Genomic DNA, 18,002 nt, shown 5'->3' with positions numbered 1-18,002 from the left:
GGCGGGGTCGGCGGCGGCCATGGCGGACGGGCTCCTGGGAAGACGGCGGCGACGCGCGGGCGCGCGGCGAGGGGATGTCCATCGAGCATAGGCGTCGGACAGGAAGCCGCGGCGGTTTGACCTGTGACCCGGCACACGTGCAGAGTGCGGCCATGATCGCGATGTTCTCCGCCCAGGACCACGACGATCTCGACCGGGTCCTCGGCGCGACCGGCGGGATCCCCGACCCCGCCGACCTGCACGCCCTCGCCGACGATGCCGTCGCGCAGGTGCGGCGCTGGCTCGCCGAGTCCCGCGACCATGAGGCCGACTTTGCGGCCCGCCAGCTGGCGGGCGCCCTGAAGGAGCCGGGCGGGCTCGACTTCATCGTGCGCTTCGTGGACCACGTGGTCCGCCCCGAGGACCCCGCGATCGCCGCCCGGGCGCTGCGGGAGCTCGCCGGCCGTGCCCCCGGCTTCCTGCCTCCGGCACTGCGCGCCGTCCTCGGCGTCGGCGGCCGCGCGGCCCCGCTCGTGCCGCGCATCGCCGTCCCCACGGCCCGCCGCGTGCTGCGGCACATGGTCTCCCACCTGATCGTCGACGCGCGGGACCGACAGCTCGGCAAGGCCATCGCGGCCCTGCGCGACGAGCACACCCGGCTGAACATCAACCTGCTGGGCGAGGCGATCCTCGGCCAGGGCGAGGCGGACCGCCGGCTCGAGGGCATCGCCGCGCTGATCCGCCGCGACGACGTCGACTACGTGTCCGTGAAGGTCTCCGCCGCCACCGCGCCGCACGCGCCCTACGCGTTCGACGAGGCCGTCGCGGACATCACCGAGCGGCTCACCCCGCTGTTCGAGCTCGCCCGGGATCGGGACACCTTCGTCAACCTGGACATGGAGGAGTACCGCGACCTCGACCTCACGCTCAACGTGTTCACCGCCCTGCTCGAGCAGCCGGGCCTGCGCGACTACGAGGCCGGCATCGTGCTGCAGGCCTACCTGCCGGACGCGCTTGCGGCCATGGTGCGCCTGCAGGAGTGGGCCGCGCGCCGCGTCGCCGCCGGCGGCGCCCCGGTCAAGGTGCGCGTGGTCAAGGGCGCCAACCTGCCCATGGAGCGGATGCAGGCCTCCCTGACGGGCTGGCCGCTGGCCACGGTGGGCTCGAAGCAGGAGGCGGACACCAACTACAAGCGCGTGCTCAACTACGCGCTCACCCCGGAGCATCTGGCCCACGTGCGCATCGGCGTGGCCGGGCACAACCTCTTCGACGTCGCCCTGGCCCACCGGCTGATCGAGCGCCGCGGCCTCGACCCGGCCGCGGTGGAGTTCGAGATGCTGCTCGGCATGGCCACCGGCCAGGCCGCCGCCGTCCGGGCGGACGTCGGAGCCCTGCTGCTCTACACGCCCGTGGTGCGGCCCGAGGAGTTCGACGTGGCGATCTCCTATCTCGTGCGTCGCCTCGAGGAGGGCGCCTCGCCGGAGAACTTCATGTCCGCCGTGTTCGACCTGGACGCGGACGCGGACCTGTTCGCCCGCGAGGAGGAGCGCTTCCGCGCCTCGCTGCGCCACCTGGACGCGGCCGTGCCCCGTCCGAACCGCCTCCAGGACCGGTCCCGCGGGGAGGACGGGCCGACCCCCGCCCCCGTGGACGGCTTCGCCAACACCCCGGACACGGACCCCGCGCTGCCCGGCAACCGGGAGTGGGCCCGCCGGATCCTCGCGGCCGTCCCGGACTCCGCGCTCGGTGAGGGCACCGTCCGCGCCCACCGCGCCACCACGGTCGACGCCGCCCGCGCCGCCATCGCCGCCACCGCCGACCCCGGCGCCCGCTGGGGCGCGCTCACCGGCCACGAGCGCGCCGACGCGCTGGACGCCGTCGGACGGGCCCTGCACGCCGGCCGGGCCCGCCTGCTGGAGGTGGCCGCCGCCGAGACCGGCAAGACCCTGGACCAGGGCGACCCCGAGGTCTCCGAGGCCGTGGACTTCGCGCACTACTACGCCCGCCTGGCCCGCGGCCTGGACGCGGTGGAGGGCGCTCGCGCCGTGCCCGTCCGCCTGACCCTGGTGATCCCGCCGTGGAACTTCCCCGTGGCCATCCCGGTCGGGGGCGTCCTCGCCGCGCTCGGCGCCGGCTCGCCCGTGGTGTTCAAGCCGGCCCCGCAGTCCGAGCGGACGGGCGCGGTCGCGTGGGAGCTGATCGTGGCCGGGCTGCGGGACTCGGGCCTGTTCGACGACGGCGGCCCGCTCGCCGGGCACGACCCCGCGGACCTCGTGCGCCTGGTGACGCTGGCGGACGAGGACGAGACGGAGGTCGGCGCGGCGCTCGTGACCGATCCGGCCGTCGAGCGGCTCATCCTCACCGGCAGCTGGGACACCGCACGGCTGTTCAAGGGGATGCGCCCCGACCTGCACCTGCTCGCCGAGACCTCCGGCAAGAACGCCGTGATCGTGACCCCGTCCGCGGACCTGGACCTGGCCACGAAGGACGTGGTCCAGTCCGCGTTCGGTCACGCCGGCCAGAAGTGCTCGGCGTCCTCCCTCGTGGTGCTCGTCGGGTCCGTGGCCACCTCCGAGCGCTTCCACCGGCAGCTGCTGGACGCGGCCTCGTCCCTGCACGTGGCGCACCCCGCGGACCCGCGCGCCGAGATGGGCCCCGTGATCGAGGCCCCCGGCGAGAAGCTGCGCCGCGGGCTCACCGAGCTCGGCCCGGGGGAGCGGTGGGCCCTGCGTCCGCGGCACCTGGACGAGACGGGTCGCCTGTGGAGCCCGGGCATCCGCTCCGGCGTGCGTCCCGGCGCCGACGCCCACCTCACCGAGTACTTCGGCCCCGTGCTGGCCGTGATGACGGCCGAGACGCTCGAGGAGGCCATCGGGATCGTGAACGCCGTGGACTACGGCCTCACCTCCGGGCTGCACTCGCTGGACCGGGAGGAGATCGACGTGTGGCTGCGCGGCGTGCGCGCCGGCAACCTCTACGTGAACCGCGGCATCACCGGGGCCATCGTGCGCCGCCAGCCCTTCGGCGGCTGGAAGCGTTCCGTCGTCGGCCCCACCACGAAGGCCGGTGGGCCGCACTACCTGCACGGCCTCGTGGACTGGGAGGACGCGCGCACGTGGGCCGGCGGAGAGGGACGGCCCGGGGCCGAGGCCGACGGCGCGGGTGCGTCCTGGCTCGAGACCGCCCGCGCCCTCGACACCCACGCGTGGACCACCGTGTTCGGGGTGGCCGCGGACGTCTCCGCGCTCGAGGCCGAGCGGAACGTGCTGCGTCACGTCCCCACCCCGGTCCTCGTGCGCCGGCACTCGGGGCCCGCCGACCACCTGCTGCGCATCGTCTCCGCCGGCCTGCGCGCCGGGGCGCCCATGACCGTGAGCCTGCGCCCGACCCCCACCGCGGAGGGGCCCGACGCGGACGGGCTCTCGGCCGAGGCCGTGCGCGGCCGGGTGGAGGAGTTGGTCCGGTCCGTCCGCACGGAGGGTGCCGGCACGGCCGCGCCGGTGGACGTCGTCGTCGAGGATGACGCCGCGTTCCACGACCGCGCCCGGCGGCTGGCCCTGGTCCCGCCCGCAGCGGAGGGCGGCGGCGACGCACGGATCCGGCTCGTCGCCGACTGGGCCGGCGACCGGGAGGCGGCCGAGGCGGCGCGGCGCGCGCTCCACGCGGCGCTCGGCGACACCCCCGACGTGGCGGTCTACGCTGGCCCCGTGGTGAGCGCCGGCGAGGTGGAGCTGCTGCCGTTCCTGCACGAACAGGCCGTGTCCGTGACCGCCCACCGGTTCGGCACGCCGGACCATCTGACCGAGGGGGTCCTGTGACCCCGAGGAGGAACCTCTGATGCATCTGATCCCCCGCACGATCTGGGTCGTCGCCCGCGCCCGCCGCCGCCCGCGCGCCGGACTCTGGGAGCCGACGACGTTGCCGATGCGCGCCCTGCCCACGGACGTGGACATGGCCCTGCACGTCAACAACGGCCAGTACTTCGGGCTGTTCGACCTCGGCCGCTTCGACGCGATGGTCCGCACCGGCCTGTGGGACGAGATCCGCCGTCGCGGCTGGACGCCCGTGGTGCAGGCCGAGCAGATCGCGTTCCGCCGCTCGGTGACCCTGGGGCAGCGGTTCGACGTGGAGACGCGGATGATCGGCCTGGATGAGCGCGCGGTGTGGTTCGAGCAGCGCGTGGTGGTCGACGGCGACGTCGCGGTGCGCGCGTACATCTGCACGCGCCTGCGCAAGAAGGACGGCCGCCCCGTAGAGAACGACGAGGTCCGGGCGATCGCGGCGGCGGCCGGCCACGACCTCGCGGGGGAGCCGACGCTGCCGGAGTGGCTGCACGAGTGGCGGCGCAGCGTGGCCCTGCCGTCGGCCCGGACGCCCCTGCCCCACACGTGGGACTTCGACACAGTGCAGCGAGGATGAACGTTCGAGTGATATAGGGCACGATGGTCGGGTGAACAACAGACTCCTGATCGTCGCGACCCTCTCGCTGGCCGCGCTCGTCGTCGTGCTGGTGGCCGCCATCGGCGGCGGCGCGTGGTGGGTGCTGGCGGTCCTCCTGGTGGCGCTGCTCGTGCTCGCCGTGTGGGACATGACCCAGAAGCGGCACGCGATCCTCCGCAACTACCCCGTGCTCGGCCACATGCGGTACCTGCTGGAGTCGATCCGCCCCGAGATCCAGCAGTACTTCATCGAGCGCAACTTCGACGGCAAGCCGTTCGACCGGGACACCCGCTCGATCGTCTACGCCCGTGCGAAGGGACTGGACAGCCACAAGGCGTTCGGCACCGAGCGGGACACCTCGGAGATCGGCTACGAGTTCCTGTTGCACTCCACCGCCCCGGTCAACCCGCCGGAGGAGCCCCCCACGGTGCGGATCGGCGGCCCGGACTGCCGCCGGCCCGTGGACATCTCGCTGATGAACATCTCGTCCATGTCCTTCGGCTCCCTCTCCGCCAACGCCGTGATCGCCATGAACAAGGGCGCCGGCCTGGGCGGGTTCATCCACGAGACCGGCGAGGGCGGCCTCACCAAGTACCACCGCGGCAACGGCGCGGACCTGTTCTGGGAGATCGGCTCCGGCTACTTCGGCTGCCGCAACGAGGACGGCACCTTCAGCCCGGAGAAGTTCGCCGAGAAGGCGCTGCTGCCCGAGGTCAAGGGCATCACCATCAAGATCTCCCAGGGCGCGAAGCCCGGCCTGGGCGGCATGCTGCCCAAGGAGAAGATCTCCCCCGAGATCGCCGAGGCCCGCGAGATCCCGATGGACAAGGACTGCCTGTCCCCGGCGTCCCACTCCGCGTTCCGCACCCCGCGCGAGATGGTCAGGTTCGTCGAGCAGCTCCGTGAGCTCTCGGACGGCAAGCCGATCGGCATCAAGTTCTGCGTGGGCTCCCGCGTGGACGTGCTGGCCATGACCAAGGCCATCTGGGAGGAGCGGATCGCCCCCGACTTCATCATCGTGGACGGCTCCGAGGGCGGCACCGGCGCCGCCCCGCTCGAGTACTCGGACCGCGTGGGCACCCCGCTGACCGAGGGCCTCATGCTCGTGCACAACGCGCTCGTGGGCACCGGCCTGCGCCACATGATCAAGCTCGGCGCGGCCGGCAAGGTCGCCACCGGTTCGGACATCGTCAAGCGTCTGATCCAGGGCGCGGACTTCACCATGTCCGCCCGCGCGATGATGATGGCCACCGGGTGCATCCAGGCGCAGAAGTGCCACACGAACGAGTGCCCCGTGGGGGTGGCCACGCAGGACCCGCGTCTGATGCGCGCCCTCGACGTGGAGGACAAGGGCAACCGCGTCTTCAACTACCACCGCCTGACCGTGCGCGAGGCCGTGCAGATCATGGCGTCCATGGGCCTGACGCATCCGTCCCAGCTGAACACCCGCATGCTGCGCCGCCGCGTGGACCACCTGAGCACCCGCTCGTACGCGTCCATCTACCACTGGCTGCGCACGGACGAGCTGCTCAACGACCCGCCCGCCGGCTGGGCCATGGACTGGGAGGAGGCGGACGCGGACCACTTCGGCGAGCACGCCCGCGTGGACTACCTCACCGAGCGCGACCCCGAGTGGCGCTCCGAGCTGCTGATCCCGGGCCGCGAGGCGGCCGGCGCCCCCGTGCAGGGCTCCCCCATCTCCGGGACGGGCTCCACGCTCGTCGACGCCCGACGGACCGAGTCCGTGCCGCTGACGACGTCGCCGATGCCGCGCGTCAGCTCGCTGGGTGAGGGTGAGTCGCTGTCCCCGCACGGCGGCCGTCGTGGGGCCCCGCAGGACCCGGCACCCGCCGCCACCGCCGGCGAGACGCCCACCGACGAGAACGAGGGCCTGCCGGCGGAGGCCGGCGAGCGGCCCGAGCGCCAGGACGGCGCGGAGGTCACCCAGCGGGGGACCACCGGCCGCGTGGAGGGCGAGCCCCGCGGCGAGGGCCGCGTCGGCTGACCCGCCCCCGCCCGGCTGACCCTATGTGACCGACGCCCTGCGACATCACCGCCGTTCTGACCGGCGGTGATGTCGCAGGGCGTCGGTCGTCTCGGCGGGGCGGCCCGGGCGCCCGGGCTAGCCTGGGGCCGTGACCCCTCCCGCCCCCGCCGCGCGCCGCCCCTCCGCGGCCCTGCTGTGGGTGCTGCTGGCGGCGATGGGCGCCGGGCCCCTGTTCAACTACGGCGTCTCCGCCTCCGCCACGGTCGTGATGGAGCGGCTCGACGTCACCTCGGGCCAGCTCGGCACCGTGATGACGGTCGTGTTCGCGGCGGCCGCCGTCGCGGGTGACTACCGGGCCGGCTTCGCCGTCGTCGCGGGCGGGTATCTGCTCGCCCTGGGCGTGGTGCTGCTGCTGGGTCGCCACGTGGGCCGGCGGGGCGCGGCCTGACGCGCAGGGCCAGGATCAGACCCACCGCAGAGGACCGCGCTTCAGCGACATCACCGCAGTGCTGCCCTGCGGTGATGTCGCAGCGCCGCGGTCGAACGGGCGTGCGGCGGAGTGCGGGGGTGTGCGGGGCGCACGGAAGCGCACACGACGACGCCCCCGGTCCGTGCGGACCGGGGACGTCGGTAGCCGTGCGTCAGGCGAAGATCAGAGCTTCGTCACGTTGGCGGCCTGGAGGCCCTTGGGGCCGTCCTGGGTCTCGAACTCGACGCGGTCGTTCTCCTGGAGCTCCTTGAAGCCCGAGCCCTGGATGGCGGAGAAGTGCACGAACACGTCCGCAGAGTTGTCCTCGGGGGCGATGAAGCCGTAGCCCTTCTCAGCGTTGAACCACTTGACAGTACCGACAGCCATGATGGTGTCCTTTCGATGCGCCCCCGCGGTGCGGTGGCGGTGTTGGACCGCGGCCCGGATGTGGGACGCGGGTGAAGCGGCGAGACTGAACCGCTTGCCCAACACTCATCGACGCCGACTATGCCGGGCTGACGAGCAGTGAAGATGGCGGGATACAGCTTGATCAACTTCAGGCTCCATCATTGCACGGATCTCGCCGACCGGGAACCAGGGGCCCGATTGTTCACCTGGAGTTCGCTCAGAGCGCGCGCAGGCCGTGGAAGAGATTGCGGTGCAGGGCGGCCGGGGGAGCGGCGTCCGTGTGATCCGCGAAGGCCGTCACCTCCAGCAGCACCACCGTGTGGTCGCCCGCCGGGACCTCGGCGTGCACCCGCGTCTCGAGCCAGAGCGAGGAGCCCCCGATCAGCAGGGCGTCGTGCGGGCTGTGGTGCACGTCGAGACCGGCGAAGCGGTCGCCCTCGCGGGAGGCCAGCTGACGGCACAGCGGCGTCTGGTCCGCTGCGAGCAGGGAGACGCCGATCGCCCCGGCCCGGCGCAGGCGCGGCCAGGTGCGAGAGCTGTTCTGCGCGGAGAAGGACACGAGGGCCGGCTCCCAGGAGATGCCCACGCCGAAGGAGGAGGACACCATCACCTCGGGGGTGTCGTCGGCGAGGCCCGCCAGCGCGACGACCCCGGTGGGGAAGGCCGAGAGGCCGGAGCGGAGGTTGCCGAGGGACAGGTCGGTGTCCCACGCGGCGGTGTGGGGTTCGTGGGTCAGGGTCATGGCGCGCGTCCTCTTCCGATGACTGACGCGGCTCCGCAGACGGCGGGAACGCGGATCGCCCGGATCCGCAGAGGCGCGGTACTTGCCCGTCGGGGTGTCCGAGGGGCCGAATCATCACCTGGAGCACCCCACTACTGCGTGAGAGGGTTGCCGTCCCGCCGGCCAGGGCCGTGAATGACGGGAACTCGTGATTCTGGGGACCAGCCTACGGAGGGGTCCGTGGGGCGGTCAAAGCACGGCGGTCGCCCGGCGTCATCCGAGCTCCTCCAATGTGACGCTTGACACACCGGGCATCCCCGGCCAGGATCGAGCCACTCGAGAGGGGGGGCTCGAGACCGCGGCCCGCGGCCCCGCAGTCGGTTCTCCGAGAGGGATCAGATCATGCGGATGGACATCACGACGAAGCGTGCGGCATGGTCGGCCGCCGTGGTCGCCGCCGCTCTCGTCAGTACCGCCATCTCGGGATGCTCCGCTTCCCAGAGCGGCGTCTCCTCCACCGCGAATGCATCCACCGCTGCGGCGTCCTCCGTCACCCCGACGTCAGCGGCCGCCTCTGCAACCGGGTCGGCCTCCGCCACCGGTTCGTCCGCGTCGTCACCCGCCGGCGAAGAAGCACTCCCCGCCGCGCTGTTCGAGGAGGACGGGATGACGTTGGTCGAGTACACGCGCCAGCATCCGGATGCGGACTATCTCGACCCGGAGAAGGAGTCCGTCCTGGAGGAGGCGGTCGGGACGGGCACACAGCAGATCACCGTGGACGCCCAACAGGGTGCGGTCCTTCGGGTCATCGTGCTGTGTCCTTCGGCTGCCACCGGTGAGACGGCGATCCAGACCTCACGAGGTGGCGGGGGAACGAAGACCTGGATGGCCGGATCGGAGGCGCTGTGCGGCGGCTGGTCGGCGGCGACTCCCCCTGTGGATGAGGCGGGGCCGATGACGTTCACCGTCACGGTGGACAATGACAAGCCGTTCCGGATGGTGCTGACCGCCCCCTCCGCATGAGGCCACCATCACGACGGCGGATGACGGCGCGGGCGTCGGCCCACCGTCGGCTCCGGCGGTGGCCCGCCCGGGCCGTTCGGATCGGGGAGGACTGAGACGCTCAGCGTCGGTCGCGGCCGCGCAGCGCGTCCAGCTGCCGGCGGTCCCGCTTGGTGGGCCGGCCCGCGCCGCGCTCACGGTAGGGCACCGCGAGCAGCTCACGCGGCACGGGCGGCGGGGAGTGGTCCACGTACTGCTGCCGGGCCACGGGGGCGCCCACCCGCTTGGCGATCAGCCCCGTGACCTCCAGGATCCGCTCGCGTCCGTCCTGGCGCACCCGCACCCGGTTCCCGACGACGACGGGCGTCGCCGCCTTCACGGGCTCGCCGTCGATGCGCACGTGGCCCGCGCGCACGGCCGCCGTGGCCGCCGACCGGGTCTTGTACAGCCGCACGGCCCACAGCCACGCGTCGATGCGGACGCCGCTCACTCCCGCTCCCTCACGCGAAGCGGGCGCGGATCGCGGCGCCGTGGGCGGGCAGGCGCTCGTCCTCGGCCAGCACGCCGATTCCGTCCGCGACCTCCTTGAGCCCGGTCTCCGTGTAGCGGATGCGCTGCTGCAGGCGCAGGAACGTCACGGTGTTCAGCCCCGATGAGAAACGGGCCGTCCCGGAGGTGGGGAGCACGTGGTTGGACCCGGCCGAGTAGTCGCCCAGCGGCACGGGGGCGTGCGGGCCCACGAACACGGCGCCGGCGTTGCGGAGGCGCCCCACGAGGGCCTCGGGGTCGCGGGTCTGGATCTCGAGGTGCTCGGTGGCGTACCGGTCGGAGACCTCCACGGCCTGGTCCATGTCCCGCACCAGCAGCACGCCGGACTGCGGTCCGGTGAGCGCCTCACGCAGCTGCTCCTCGTGGAGCTGCCCGGGCACCTGCGCCTCGATCGCCGCCTGCACGTCCCGGAGCAGGTCCTGGGAGTCCGTGATGAGCACGGAGGCGGCCAGCGGGTCGTGCTCGGCCTGGCTGATCAGGTCCGCGGCCACCCAGTCGGCGCGGGCGGTGCCGTCCGCGATCACGGCGATCTCGCTGGGCCCGGCCTCGGCGTCCACGCCGATCACGCCCTGCAGCGCGCGCTTGGCGGCGGCCACGTACACGTTGCCGGGCCCCGTCACCAGGTCGACGGGCGCGCAGAGCCACCCGCCGTCGTCGTCCTTCACGCCGTGCGCCAGCATGGCGACGGCCTGGGCGCCGCCGGCCGCGTAGACCTCGTCCACGCCGAGCAGCGCGCACGCGGCGAGCACGGTGGGGTGGGGCAGGCCGCCGTGGTCCCGCTGCGGGGGCGAGGTCACCGCGAGGCTCCCCACGCCGGCCGCCTGCGCGGGCACCACGTTCATCACCACCGAGGAGGGGTACACGGCGCGGCCGCCGGGCACGTACAGGCCCACGCGGCCCACGGGGATCCAGTGGTTCTCCACGACGGCGCCCTCGCCGAGCTCGACCGTGGAGTCCTGGGGGTGCTGGGCGGCGTGCACGAGCCGGGCTCGGCGGATCGACTCCTCCAGGGCGGCGCGCACCCGCGGGTCGAGCCCGGCCAGGGCGGCCTCGAGCGCCTCCGCGGGCACGCGCAGGGCCGGCGGACGGACACCGTCGAACCGCTCGGCCAGCTCCAGCAGGGTCTGCTCGCCGCCGTGGCGGACCCGCTCGATGATCGGGGCGACCACCGGCACCACGGAGGACACGTCCACGTTCGCCCGCGGGATGATGCGGGACAGGTCCGCGGTGGCGGTGTCGAGTGGGCGCAGGTCGGTGACGGAGAGCACGGATTCCTCCAGAGGGGCGGCGGCGGGCCGGCGGGACGGGGCGCGACGACGGCCGGGCCCGGACCGCGCGGACGGTCAGGCTCCATTGTGCTCTTCTCCGGGGTGCGTCCGGGGGCGGGTGTCAGACTGTCGTCATGGTCCTCCCCGTCCTGCCCCTGTCCCTTATACACATCTCCGAGCCCACGAGACGGAGCTACAGCTCGTATGCCGGCTTCTGCTTGAAAAAAAAAAAGTAATTCCCCTCGACCCCGCGGAGGCACCCCATGACCATCCTCGTCGGCTACGCCCCCTCGAAGGCCGCGGACGCCGCGCTGGACACCGCCCTGGACCGCCTCCTGGCGGGCGAGACCGTGCCGTCCGGGGTGGAGGGGGACATCCAGGACGGGGCGGCCGCCACCACACGGGCCTTCGGCGTGGAATGGGGGACGCTGCTGACCGTGCTGATGGCGTTCGCGATCGGCGCGGCGGTCGTGTACCTGGCCCTGCAGGTGGCGCGCGTCGTGCTCGTGCGCCGCCCCGCGTTCCAGCACGGCGCCGCGCGGCTGAGCCTGCCGGCCGCCGTCGCCGCCGGCCTGCTGGCCTCCCGGATCTGGCTCGGGGTCATGGCCGAGGAGCAGACCTGGTACCGGCCGGCGTCGTTCCTGATGCTCATCGCCGTGGCCGCCGCAGGCGCGTGGGCCGCGTGGCGCCTGGTCGGCGTGATCGAGGCGGGGATCCTCGGCCGCTACCAGGAGACCGGCGTCGAGCACCGCCGCGAGCGACGCATCCGCACGCAGACCATCCTGATCCGGCGCATCCTCAACGCGGTGATCGTGGTGGTGGCCGTCGCCGTGGTCCTGCTGGGGGTGCCCGAGGTGCGCTCGCTCGGGGCCGGCCTGCTCGCCTCCGCCGGTGTGATCTCCGTGATCGCCGGCCTGGCCGTGCAGTCCACGCTGACCAACGTGTTCGCCGGCTTCCAGCTCGCCTTCACGGACGCGATCCGGGTGGGCGACGTGGTGGACATGGAGGGCGTGTTCGGCACCGTCGAGGAGATCACCCTGTCCAACGTGGTGCTCAAGCTCTGGGACGGTCGCCGCATGGTCTACCCGTCCTCGCACTTCACCACCCAGCCGTTCGAGAACTGGACGCGGGTGGGCTCCGAGGTCTCCGGCGTCGTGGAGCTGGACGTGGACTGGCGCGTTCCCATGGACGCGCTGCGCGCACGACTCACCCAGCTGCTCGAGTCCACGGACCTGTGGGACGGACGCGAGCACGCGCTGCAGGTGACCGACGCGACCGGCGGGGTCGTGCGCATCCGCGCCGTGGTCTCCGCCCGCAACTCCGGCGACCTCTGGGACCTGCGCTGCCTCGTGCGCGAGGACCTCGTGGCCTTCCTGCGCCACGAGCACCCCGAGGGCATCGTGGTGCAGCGCATGGAGGACGGGCACCCCGCCCACGGCGACGCCGCCCCCGCCTCCGAGGGCTCCGACGCGGGGGCTCGCGATGGCGACCGGACGGGCGAGCCGGGCCCGGACGGCTCCGGGGTGGCGGCCCGCGAGCCGCGTCCGCGCACCGCGCCGCTGCCGCGCGTCGACGGCGCCGATCCGCGCCCGGACACCCTCACCACGCCGCTGACCCGCGTGGGCGACCACTCCGGTCTGTACACCGGCTCGATGACGGCGGTGCAGCGCAACCGCGAACTCGCCGGCCCGGGCGAGGAGGCGTTCGCCGAGCGGCGCGCCCAGCAGGCCAAGCAGGCGGCGGAGGCCGCGGCGGCGGACGAGGCCGGACGGCGCAGCGGCGCCGGCTCCCACGTGGACGGCCTCCTCGACGACGCCGTCACGCGCCGCCGTCAGGACGACGAGGACTGAGGCCCGGCGGGAGCGCTCAGCGCTCGAGCGTCGGGTCCTCGGGATCGACGGGCGTGAGCCGACGCCGCTCGGCCATCGGCTCGGATGCGGGCAGGCCGTGGGCGGCCGGGTCCGTCTCGGCGACGTGGCTCACGGCCTCGGGCGTGTGGTCCCCGTACTGCCGGTACTCCTTCACGCACAGCACGGGCTGATCGATCTCCTGCAGCAGCTCGTCCGAGACCGATCCCATGACGAACCGGCCGAAGCCGCCGCGGCGGCGCACGCCGATGACCACGATGGACGGGTCCAGCTCCGCGGCCACGTCCTTCATCTCCTCCACCGTGGACCGGCCGCGCGCGTACTGGCGGAACTCGGCCGTCACGCCGGAGGCGTCCAACCGGGCCTGCACGCCGCGCTGCTGCTCCTCCGTGACGAGGGACTTGGTGCGGTGCTCGCCGCCGGGGCCCGCATTGACCACCACCACGCGCTCGCCGGTGGAGCGGGCGATGTCCAGGGCGGTGTCCAGCGCGGCGTCCGCGGCCTTCGAGGGGGCGTAGCCGACGAGGATGGTCATGGGGTGCCTCCGCGGGGTCGAGGGGACGGGTCTGAGGCCAGCGTAGTGCGGGCCGGGCCCGCGGCGGAGGGGCTCAGCCCTCGCGCAGGTGGCGCAGGTGCGCGGCCACCGTCTGGACGGCCACGCGGGCCACGGTGCCTGTGAGGCCGGGATAGATGCGGGGGGCCAGGTCCTCGGGCGTGATCGTCGCCGCCTCGGTCTCGGGCAGCGCGGCCAGGGCGGCGCGGATCTGCTCCAGGCGGCCCTCGCGGTGGTGCCGGTAGTCGCGGGCGACGACGTCCAGCGGCTCCGGCACGGGCCCGTGCGCGGGCAGCACCGTGAGCGGACCCGCCGCCTCGAGGCGGCGCAGGCTGGCCAGGTAGTCGGTGAGGGTGCCGTCCGGGTGGTCGAGCATGGTGGTGCCCGAGCCGAGGATGGTGTCGCCCGTGATGACCGCGCCGTGCGCGCCCGCGTCCGGGACGGCGAACGAGTAGGAGTCCGAGGTGTGGCCCGGGGTGTGCCACGCCAGCACCGGGGTCCCGGCGACGTCGATCCGCTCGTCCGGCGTCAGGACGGCGGCTCCGCCGCGGCACCAGTCCGGGTCCGCGGCTCGCACGGGCGCGCCCGTGGCCGCGTGGAACGCGTCCACCCCGCCGGTGTGGTCGGCGTGCCGGTGCGTCACCAGGATGAGCGCGATCCGGCGGCCTTCGGCCGCCGCGCGGACGCGCTCGAGGTGGGCGGCGACGTCGTCCTCCGGGCCCGGGTCCACCACGACGGCCGCGTCCGAGTCCGGTGCGGCGACCACGTACGTGTTGGTGCCCGCGAGGGTCATCGGGGAGGGGTTCTGGGCGGTCACGCAGCGCACCAGCGGGGCGTGGGGCCGGGCGTGGCGGGGGTCGTCGTCATAGGCTCGAGTGTATGGAGAACCAGCAGACCGGCCAGGCCGCGGACCGCGGCACCATCGACACGCGCGAGGGGCTCACGGGCAACTACGTGCAGTCCGGGGCGGAGTTCACGCGGGACACGAACTACATAGCGGACCGGATCGTGGCGGACCCGGAGGCCGTGCGGGCCCTGCCCGTGGCCGAGCCGTCCACGGTCGGCCGCGTGGGCGGCGGGCTCACCGACGGGGCCGAGGCGTGGCCCGTCGAGGCGGGCCGCTACCGGCTCGTGGCGGCGCGGGCGTGCCCGTGGGCGAACCGGACGATCATCGTGCGGCGCCTGCTCGGCCTGGAGGACGCGATCTCGCTGGGCACCCCGGGGCCGACCCACGACGAGCGCTCCTGGACCTTCGACCTCGACGAGGGCGGGAAGGACCCCGTGCTCGGCACCGAGCGGCTCCAGGAGAACTACTTCACGCGGTTCCCCGACTACCCGCGGGGCATCACGGTGCCGGCGATCGTCGACGTGCCGACGGGCGGCGTCGTGACCAACGACTACCCGCAGATCACCCTCGACCTCTCGACGGAGTGGGCCGCGTTCCACCGCGACGGCGCCCCGCAGCTGATCCCCGACGCCGGGCCGGAGCGGGACGAGATGTTCGAGGTGATCGAGCGCGTGTTCACCGAGGTGAACAACGGCGTGTACCGGTGCGGCTTCGCGGGCTCGCAGGAGGCGTACGACGCCGCGTACGAGCGGCTGTGGACCGCGATGGACTGGCTCGAGGAGCGCCTGACGACGCGCCGCTTCCTGATGGGGGAGCGGATCACCGAGGCCGACGTGCGGCTGTTCACCACGCTGGTGCGGTTCGACCCCGTGTACCACGGGCACTTCAAGTGCAACCGGAACAAGCTGACCGAGATGCCGGCGCTCTGGGGCTACGCGCGCGACCTGTTCCAGACCCCGGGCTTCGGCGACACGATCGACTTCGCGCAGATCAAGGAGCACTACTACGTGGTCCACGAGGACATCAACCCGACGGGCATCGTGCCCGCCGGCCCGGAGCTGGGGAGCTGGCTGAGCGAGCACGGGCGCGAGGCGTTCGGCGGGGACCCGTGGGGCGGCGGCACCGCACCCGGGCCCGTGCGCGAGGGCGAGCGCGTGGACCCGGAGCACACGCCGCTGCGCTGACGTCGCTCGGCCCGGCCCGCAACGCGGGTTGAGTTATCGCGGGTGGCGCGGCTGAACACCCGCGATAACTCAACCCGCGTTGGTATGCGCACCGGGTGAGCGCCACGAGGACGCGCCGAGGATTGTTGAACAATCCCCCCTCATGCCTCAAGATTGTGTGACCGGCACCTCAGCCGGGCCCGACCCGAGAGGACTTCACTGTGTCTCACGCGCCGCAGATCGACCTGAACTCCGACGTCGGCGAGTCCTTCGGCTCGTGGACGATGGGGGACGACGCCGCCATCATGCCCTCCGTCTCCTCCGCCAACGTGGCGTGCGGCTTCCACGCGGGCGATCCCTCGGGGATCGCCCGGACCTGCCGTGACGCGGTCGCCGCCGGCGTCACGATCGGCGCGCACGTGGGCTACCGCGACCTCGCCGGCTTCGGCCGCCGCTTCCTGGACTGCACGCCCACCGAGCTGGCCGACGACGTCCTCTACCAGATCGGCGCCCTCGACGCGCTCGCCCGCGCGGCCGGCGGCCAGGTCCGCTACGTGAAGCCGCACGGCGCCCTCTACAACACGATCGTCCGTCACGAGGCGCACGCCCAGGCCGTCGTCGACGGCGTCAAGGCGTTCGGCTCCGACCTCCCGCTGCTGCTCCTGCCCGGCTCCGTCGCCCTGGACAAGGCAGCCGCCGCGGGGCTGCGCGGCGTCGCCGAGGCCTTCGCGGACCGCGGCTACAACCCGGACGGCACGCTGGTCTCCCGCCGTGAGCCCGGCGCGGTCCTCCACGACGAGGACGCCGTCGCCGCCCGCATGGTGCGCCTGGCCACCGAGGGCGTCGTCGCAGCGATGGACGGCACGGACGTGCGCGTCGACGCCGAGAGCATCTGCCTGCACGGCGACACGCCCGGCGCCGTGGCCATGGCCGCGGCCGTGCGCCGCGCGCTCGAGGGCGCGGGCGTGTCCATCAAGGCCTTCGCATGAGCGCCCCACGTCACCCCGCCGCCACACCGCCGGCGCGCCCGATCCGCTGGGTCGGCACGCAGGGCTTCCTCGTCGAGTGCGCCTCGCTCGAGGACGTCATGGCCGTCCACGCCCACCTCACGGCCCACCCGGAGCGCGGCCAGCGTCAGGTCATGGCCGCCGCCGCGACCGTCCTGGTGACCTTCACCTCGCAGGCCGCCGCCGAGCACGCCGCACCGCGGGTCAGCACCCTCACCCCGGACGCCGGTGAGCTGATGGGGGGCCGGATCGTCGAGATCCCCGTGGTCTACGACGGTGAGGACCTCGCCGAGGTCGGCCGGCTCACCGGGCTCGGCGTCGACGGCGTCATCCGGGCCCACAGCGAGGCCGACTGGTTCGCCGCGTTCGGCGGCTTCGCGCCGGGGTTCATGTACTGCGCCTCCGAGGCGGCCCCGTTCGAGGCGCCCCGCCGCAGCTCGCCCCGCACGGCCGTCCCCGCGGGCGCCGTCGCCGTCGCCGGGGCCTTCTCCGCCGTCTACCCGCGCACCTCGCCCGGCGGCTGGCAGCTGCTCGGGCACACCACCGCGGCCCTGTGGGACCTCGGCCGCGAGCAGCCCGCCCTGCTGCAGCCCGGCGACCGTGTCCGCTACGTCCCCGTGCGCCCGACGGCGTCCCTCACGTCCGGCACGGACGCGTCGGTCGACGCCACCCCGCCCGCCGACGCCGCGGCCGGCCTCCCCTCCGCCGCCGGCCGCCGCGGCGTCACCGTCGTGGACCCGGGGCTCCTGACCCTGGTCCAGGACCTGGGCCGCCCGGGCCTGGGCGACCTCGGCGTCGTCGCGTCCGGGGCGGCCGACCGGGACGCTGCGCGTCAGGCGAACCGGCTCGTGGGCAACCGCTCCCGCGAGGCGGTGCTGGAGACCGTCCTGGGCGGCCTCACCCTCACCGCACACGGCCACCAGGTGATGGCCCTGGCCGGCGCCGAGGCCGGCGGGACGATCACCGCGGCCGACGGCGCCACGCGCCGGGTGCCCGCCCGCACCCCGTTCGTCGTGCTGGACGGCCAGACGCTGACGGTGGACGAACCGGTCGGTGGCCTGCGCGTGTACGTGGGCCTCCGGGGCGGGCTCGACGTGCCGCCCGTGCTCGGCAGCCGCTCGACCGACACCCTGTCCGGGCTCGGCCCCGCCCCGCTGGCGGCGGGGGACCGCCTCGCCCGCCGCGTCGGCCCGGATGCGAGGGGCGCCGCCGGCGCCTCGGCCGCGGGCCCGACCGCCGCCGGCGCCCCCGCCTCGGAGGAGGCCGGCGTCGTGATGGTGGGGGACCCGGAGACCTCGCTGCGCCCCATGCCCGCGCCCGGCCAGGTGGCCGTGCTGCGCGTGGTCACCGGCCCCCGCGACGACTGGTTCGGCGAGGCGGGCCTGGAGCGCCTGTTCACGCAGGACTGGGACGTGAGCCAGCAGACCGACCGGATCGGGGTGCGCCTCACGGCCCCCGACGGCGGCGCACCGCTCGAGCGCGTGCGTGTCGGCGAGCTGAAGTCCGAGGGCGCCGTGCGCGGCGCGCTGCAGGTGCCGCCCTCGGGTGAGCCCGTCCTGTTCCTCTCCGACCATCCGGTCACCGGCGGCTACCCGGTGATCGGCGTCGTGGCCCGCGCGGACCTCAGCCTGGCGGCCCAGCTGCCACCGGGCGCCCGCGTCCGCTTCGTCCCCCATCCCCGCCCCGGCGCCGAGACCGTCGTCGACTCCGCATCGCCCTCCGAGGAGACCCCCGCATGACC

General features: G+C 74.1%; 15 protein-coding genes, 1 pseudogene and 1 riboswitch. Of the genes and pseudogenes, 9 read left to right on the top strand and 7 right to left on the bottom strand.

From position 1 onward, the window contains the following. The first annotated feature begins 152 nt into the window (after positions 1 to 152). From J1M44_RS00750 to J1M44_RS11550, 4 genes are all read left to right on the top strand, one after another. Positions 153 to 3,797, top strand: coding sequence for a bifunctional proline dehydrogenase/L-glutamate gamma-semialdehyde dehydrogenase (locus J1M44_RS00750; RefSeq protein ID WP_145032693.1), 3,645 nt, complete (start codon positions 153 to 155; stop codon positions 3,795 to 3,797). Positions 3,798 to 3,816: 19 nt separating this feature from the next. Then, a complete protein-coding gene (locus J1M44_RS00745; RefSeq protein WP_002858008.1) occupies positions 3,817 to 4,398 on the top strand; it encodes an acyl-CoA thioesterase in 582 nt (193 codons plus the stop codon). A gap of 31 nt (positions 4,399 to 4,429) precedes the next feature. Further along, the gene (locus tag J1M44_RS00740) at positions 4,430 to 6,424 is read left to right on the top strand and encodes an FMN-binding glutamate synthase family protein (protein ID WP_169577950.1); all 1,995 of its coding nucleotides are present in this window, start codon (positions 4,430 to 4,432) and stop codon (positions 6,422 to 6,424) included. Positions 6,425 to 6,554: 130 nt separating this feature from the next. Continuing rightward, positions 6,555 to 6,854, top strand: a complete 300-nt coding sequence (locus tag J1M44_RS11550; RefSeq protein WP_060774867.1) for a hypothetical protein — start codon at positions 6,555 to 6,557, stop codon at positions 6,852 to 6,854. A 204-nt stretch (positions 6,855 to 7,058) separates the two neighbouring features. Here J1M44_RS11550 and J1M44_RS00730 read toward each other — a convergent pair whose 3' ends face one another. From J1M44_RS00730 to J1M44_RS00720, 3 genes are all read right to left on the bottom strand, one after another. Continuing rightward, positions 7,059 to 7,262 carry a cold-shock protein gene (locus tag J1M44_RS00730; RefSeq protein ID WP_002855790.1) on the bottom strand — a complete coding sequence of 68 codons (204 nt, stop codon included), beginning with the start codon at positions 7,260 to 7,262 and terminating at the stop codon, positions 7,059 to 7,061. 238 nt (positions 7,263 to 7,500) lie between these two features. Then, positions 7,501 to 8,025 carry a flavin reductase family protein gene (locus J1M44_RS00725; protein WP_002855792.1) on the bottom strand — a complete coding sequence of 175 codons (525 nt, stop codon included), beginning with the start codon at positions 8,023 to 8,025 and terminating at the stop codon, positions 7,501 to 7,503. 73 nt (positions 8,026 to 8,098) lie between these two features. Further along, a riboswitch (SAM riboswitch) is annotated at positions 8,099 to 8,218 on the bottom strand. Positions 8,219 to 8,399: 181 nt separating this feature from the next. Then, the gene (locus J1M44_RS00720; RefSeq protein WP_241252651.1) at positions 8,400 to 8,690 is read right to left on the bottom strand and encodes a hypothetical protein; all 291 of its coding nucleotides are present in this window, start codon (positions 8,688 to 8,690) and stop codon (positions 8,400 to 8,402) included. On the opposite strand from J1M44_RS00720, the gene J1M44_RS00715 reads away from it, so the two are divergent. Further along, positions 8,671 to 9,027 (top strand): hypothetical protein, encoded by a 357-nt coding sequence (locus J1M44_RS00715; protein ID WP_241252650.1) that lies wholly within the window; start codon positions 8,671 to 8,673, stop codon positions 9,025 to 9,027. The two genes, J1M44_RS00720 and J1M44_RS00715, sit on opposite strands and share 20 nt — an antisense overlap. 100 nt (positions 9,028 to 9,127) lie before the next feature. Here J1M44_RS00715 and J1M44_RS00710 read toward each other — a convergent pair whose 3' ends face one another. Together J1M44_RS00710 and hisD are read right to left on the bottom strand one after the other, a co-directional pair. Continuing rightward, the gene (locus tag J1M44_RS00710; RefSeq protein WP_002855797.1) at positions 9,128 to 9,496 is read right to left on the bottom strand and encodes an RNA-binding S4 domain-containing protein; all 369 of its coding nucleotides are present in this window, start codon (positions 9,494 to 9,496) and stop codon (positions 9,128 to 9,130) included. 10 nt (positions 9,497 to 9,506) lie between these two features. Next, the gene (gene hisD / locus J1M44_RS00705) at positions 9,507 to 10,823 is read right to left on the bottom strand and encodes a histidinol dehydrogenase (protein WP_206480358.1); all 1,317 of its coding nucleotides are present in this window, start codon (positions 10,821 to 10,823) and stop codon (positions 9,507 to 9,509) included. Positions 10,824 to 11,086: 263 nt separating this feature from the next. Between hisD and J1M44_RS00700 the strand changes: the two genes are divergently transcribed. After that, positions 11,087 to 12,673 carry a mechanosensitive ion channel family protein gene (locus tag J1M44_RS00700; RefSeq protein WP_241252649.1) on the top strand — a complete coding sequence of 529 codons (1,587 nt, stop codon included), beginning with the start codon at positions 11,087 to 11,089 and terminating at the stop codon, positions 12,671 to 12,673. 16 nt (positions 12,674 to 12,689) lie between these two features. Here J1M44_RS00700 and J1M44_RS00695 read toward each other — a convergent pair whose 3' ends face one another. Beyond that, positions 12,690 to 13,226, bottom strand: a complete 537-nt coding sequence (locus J1M44_RS00695; protein WP_126860744.1) for a universal stress protein — start codon at positions 13,224 to 13,226, stop codon at positions 12,690 to 12,692. 73 nt (positions 13,227 to 13,299) lie between these two features. Next, a pseudogene (locus J1M44_RS00690) lies at positions 13,300 to 14,111 on the bottom strand (MBL fold metallo-hydrolase). Between the two features lie 12 nt (positions 14,112 to 14,123). Between J1M44_RS00690 and J1M44_RS00685 the strand changes: the two are divergent. From J1M44_RS00685 to J1M44_RS00675, 3 genes are all read left to right on the top strand, one after another. Then, the gene (locus tag J1M44_RS00685) at positions 14,124 to 15,275 is read left to right on the top strand and encodes a glutathione S-transferase family protein (RefSeq protein ID WP_206480357.1); all 1,152 of its coding nucleotides are present in this window, start codon (positions 14,124 to 14,126) and stop codon (positions 15,273 to 15,275) included. A 200-nt stretch (positions 15,276 to 15,475) separates the two neighbouring features. Continuing rightward, on the top strand, positions 15,476 to 16,243 hold the full coding sequence (locus J1M44_RS00680) for a 5-oxoprolinase subunit PxpA (RefSeq protein WP_206480356.1): 768 nt from the start codon (positions 15,476 to 15,478) through the stop codon (positions 16,241 to 16,243). After that, on the top strand, positions 16,240 to 18,000 hold the full coding sequence (locus J1M44_RS00675; RefSeq protein ID WP_206480355.1) for a 5-oxoprolinase subunit B/C family protein: 1,761 nt from the start codon (positions 16,240 to 16,242) through the stop codon (positions 17,998 to 18,000). Before J1M44_RS00680 ends, J1M44_RS00675 begins: the two co-directional genes overlap by 4 nt. Positions 18,001 to 18,002: the final 2 nt, after the last annotated feature.

The sequence above is a fragment of the Micrococcus sp. KRD128 genome (assembly GCF_017168395.1).
Lineage (GTDB): Bacteria > Actinomycetota > Actinomycetes > Actinomycetales > Micrococcaceae > Micrococcus > Micrococcus luteus.
The sequence above is the reverse complement of the archived record's forward strand: the minus strand, read 5'-3'. Positions and strand labels throughout refer to the sequence as shown.

What these genes read in the sequence shown, in the direction of transcription:
- J1M44_RS00750 (WP_145032693.1), top strand. Translation starts at nt 153, where the DNA reads ATGATCGCGATGTTCTCCGCCCAGGACCACGACGATCTCGACCGGGTC.
- J1M44_RS00745 (WP_002858008.1), top strand. Translation starts at nt 3,817, where the DNA reads ATGCATCTGATCCCCCGCACGATCTGGGTCGTCGCCCGCGCCCGCCGC.
- J1M44_RS00730 (WP_002855790.1), bottom strand. Translation starts at nt 7,262, where the DNA reads ATGGCTGTCGGTACTGTCAAGTGGTTCAACGCTGAGAAGGGCTACGGC.
- J1M44_RS00725 (WP_002855792.1), bottom strand. Translation starts at nt 8,025, where the DNA reads ATGACCCTGACCCACGAACCCCACACCGCCGCGTGGGACACCGACCTG.
- J1M44_RS00715 (WP_241252650.1), top strand. Translation starts at nt 8,671, where the DNA reads ATGACGTTGGTCGAGTACACGCGCCAGCATCCGGATGCGGACTATCTC.
- J1M44_RS00700 (WP_241252649.1), top strand. Translation starts at nt 11,087, where the DNA reads ATGACCATCCTCGTCGGCTACGCCCCCTCGAAGGCCGCGGACGCCGCG.
- J1M44_RS00695 (WP_126860744.1), bottom strand. Translation starts at nt 13,226, where the DNA reads ATGACCATCCTCGTCGGCTACGCCCCCTCGAAGGCCGCGGACGCCGCG.
- J1M44_RS00685 (WP_206480357.1), top strand. Translation starts at nt 14,124, where the DNA reads ATGGAGAACCAGCAGACCGGCCAGGCCGCGGACCGCGGCACCATCGAC.
- J1M44_RS00675 (WP_206480355.1), top strand. Translation starts at nt 16,240, where the DNA reads ATGAGCGCCCCACGTCACCCCGCCGCCACACCGCCGGCGCGCCCGATC.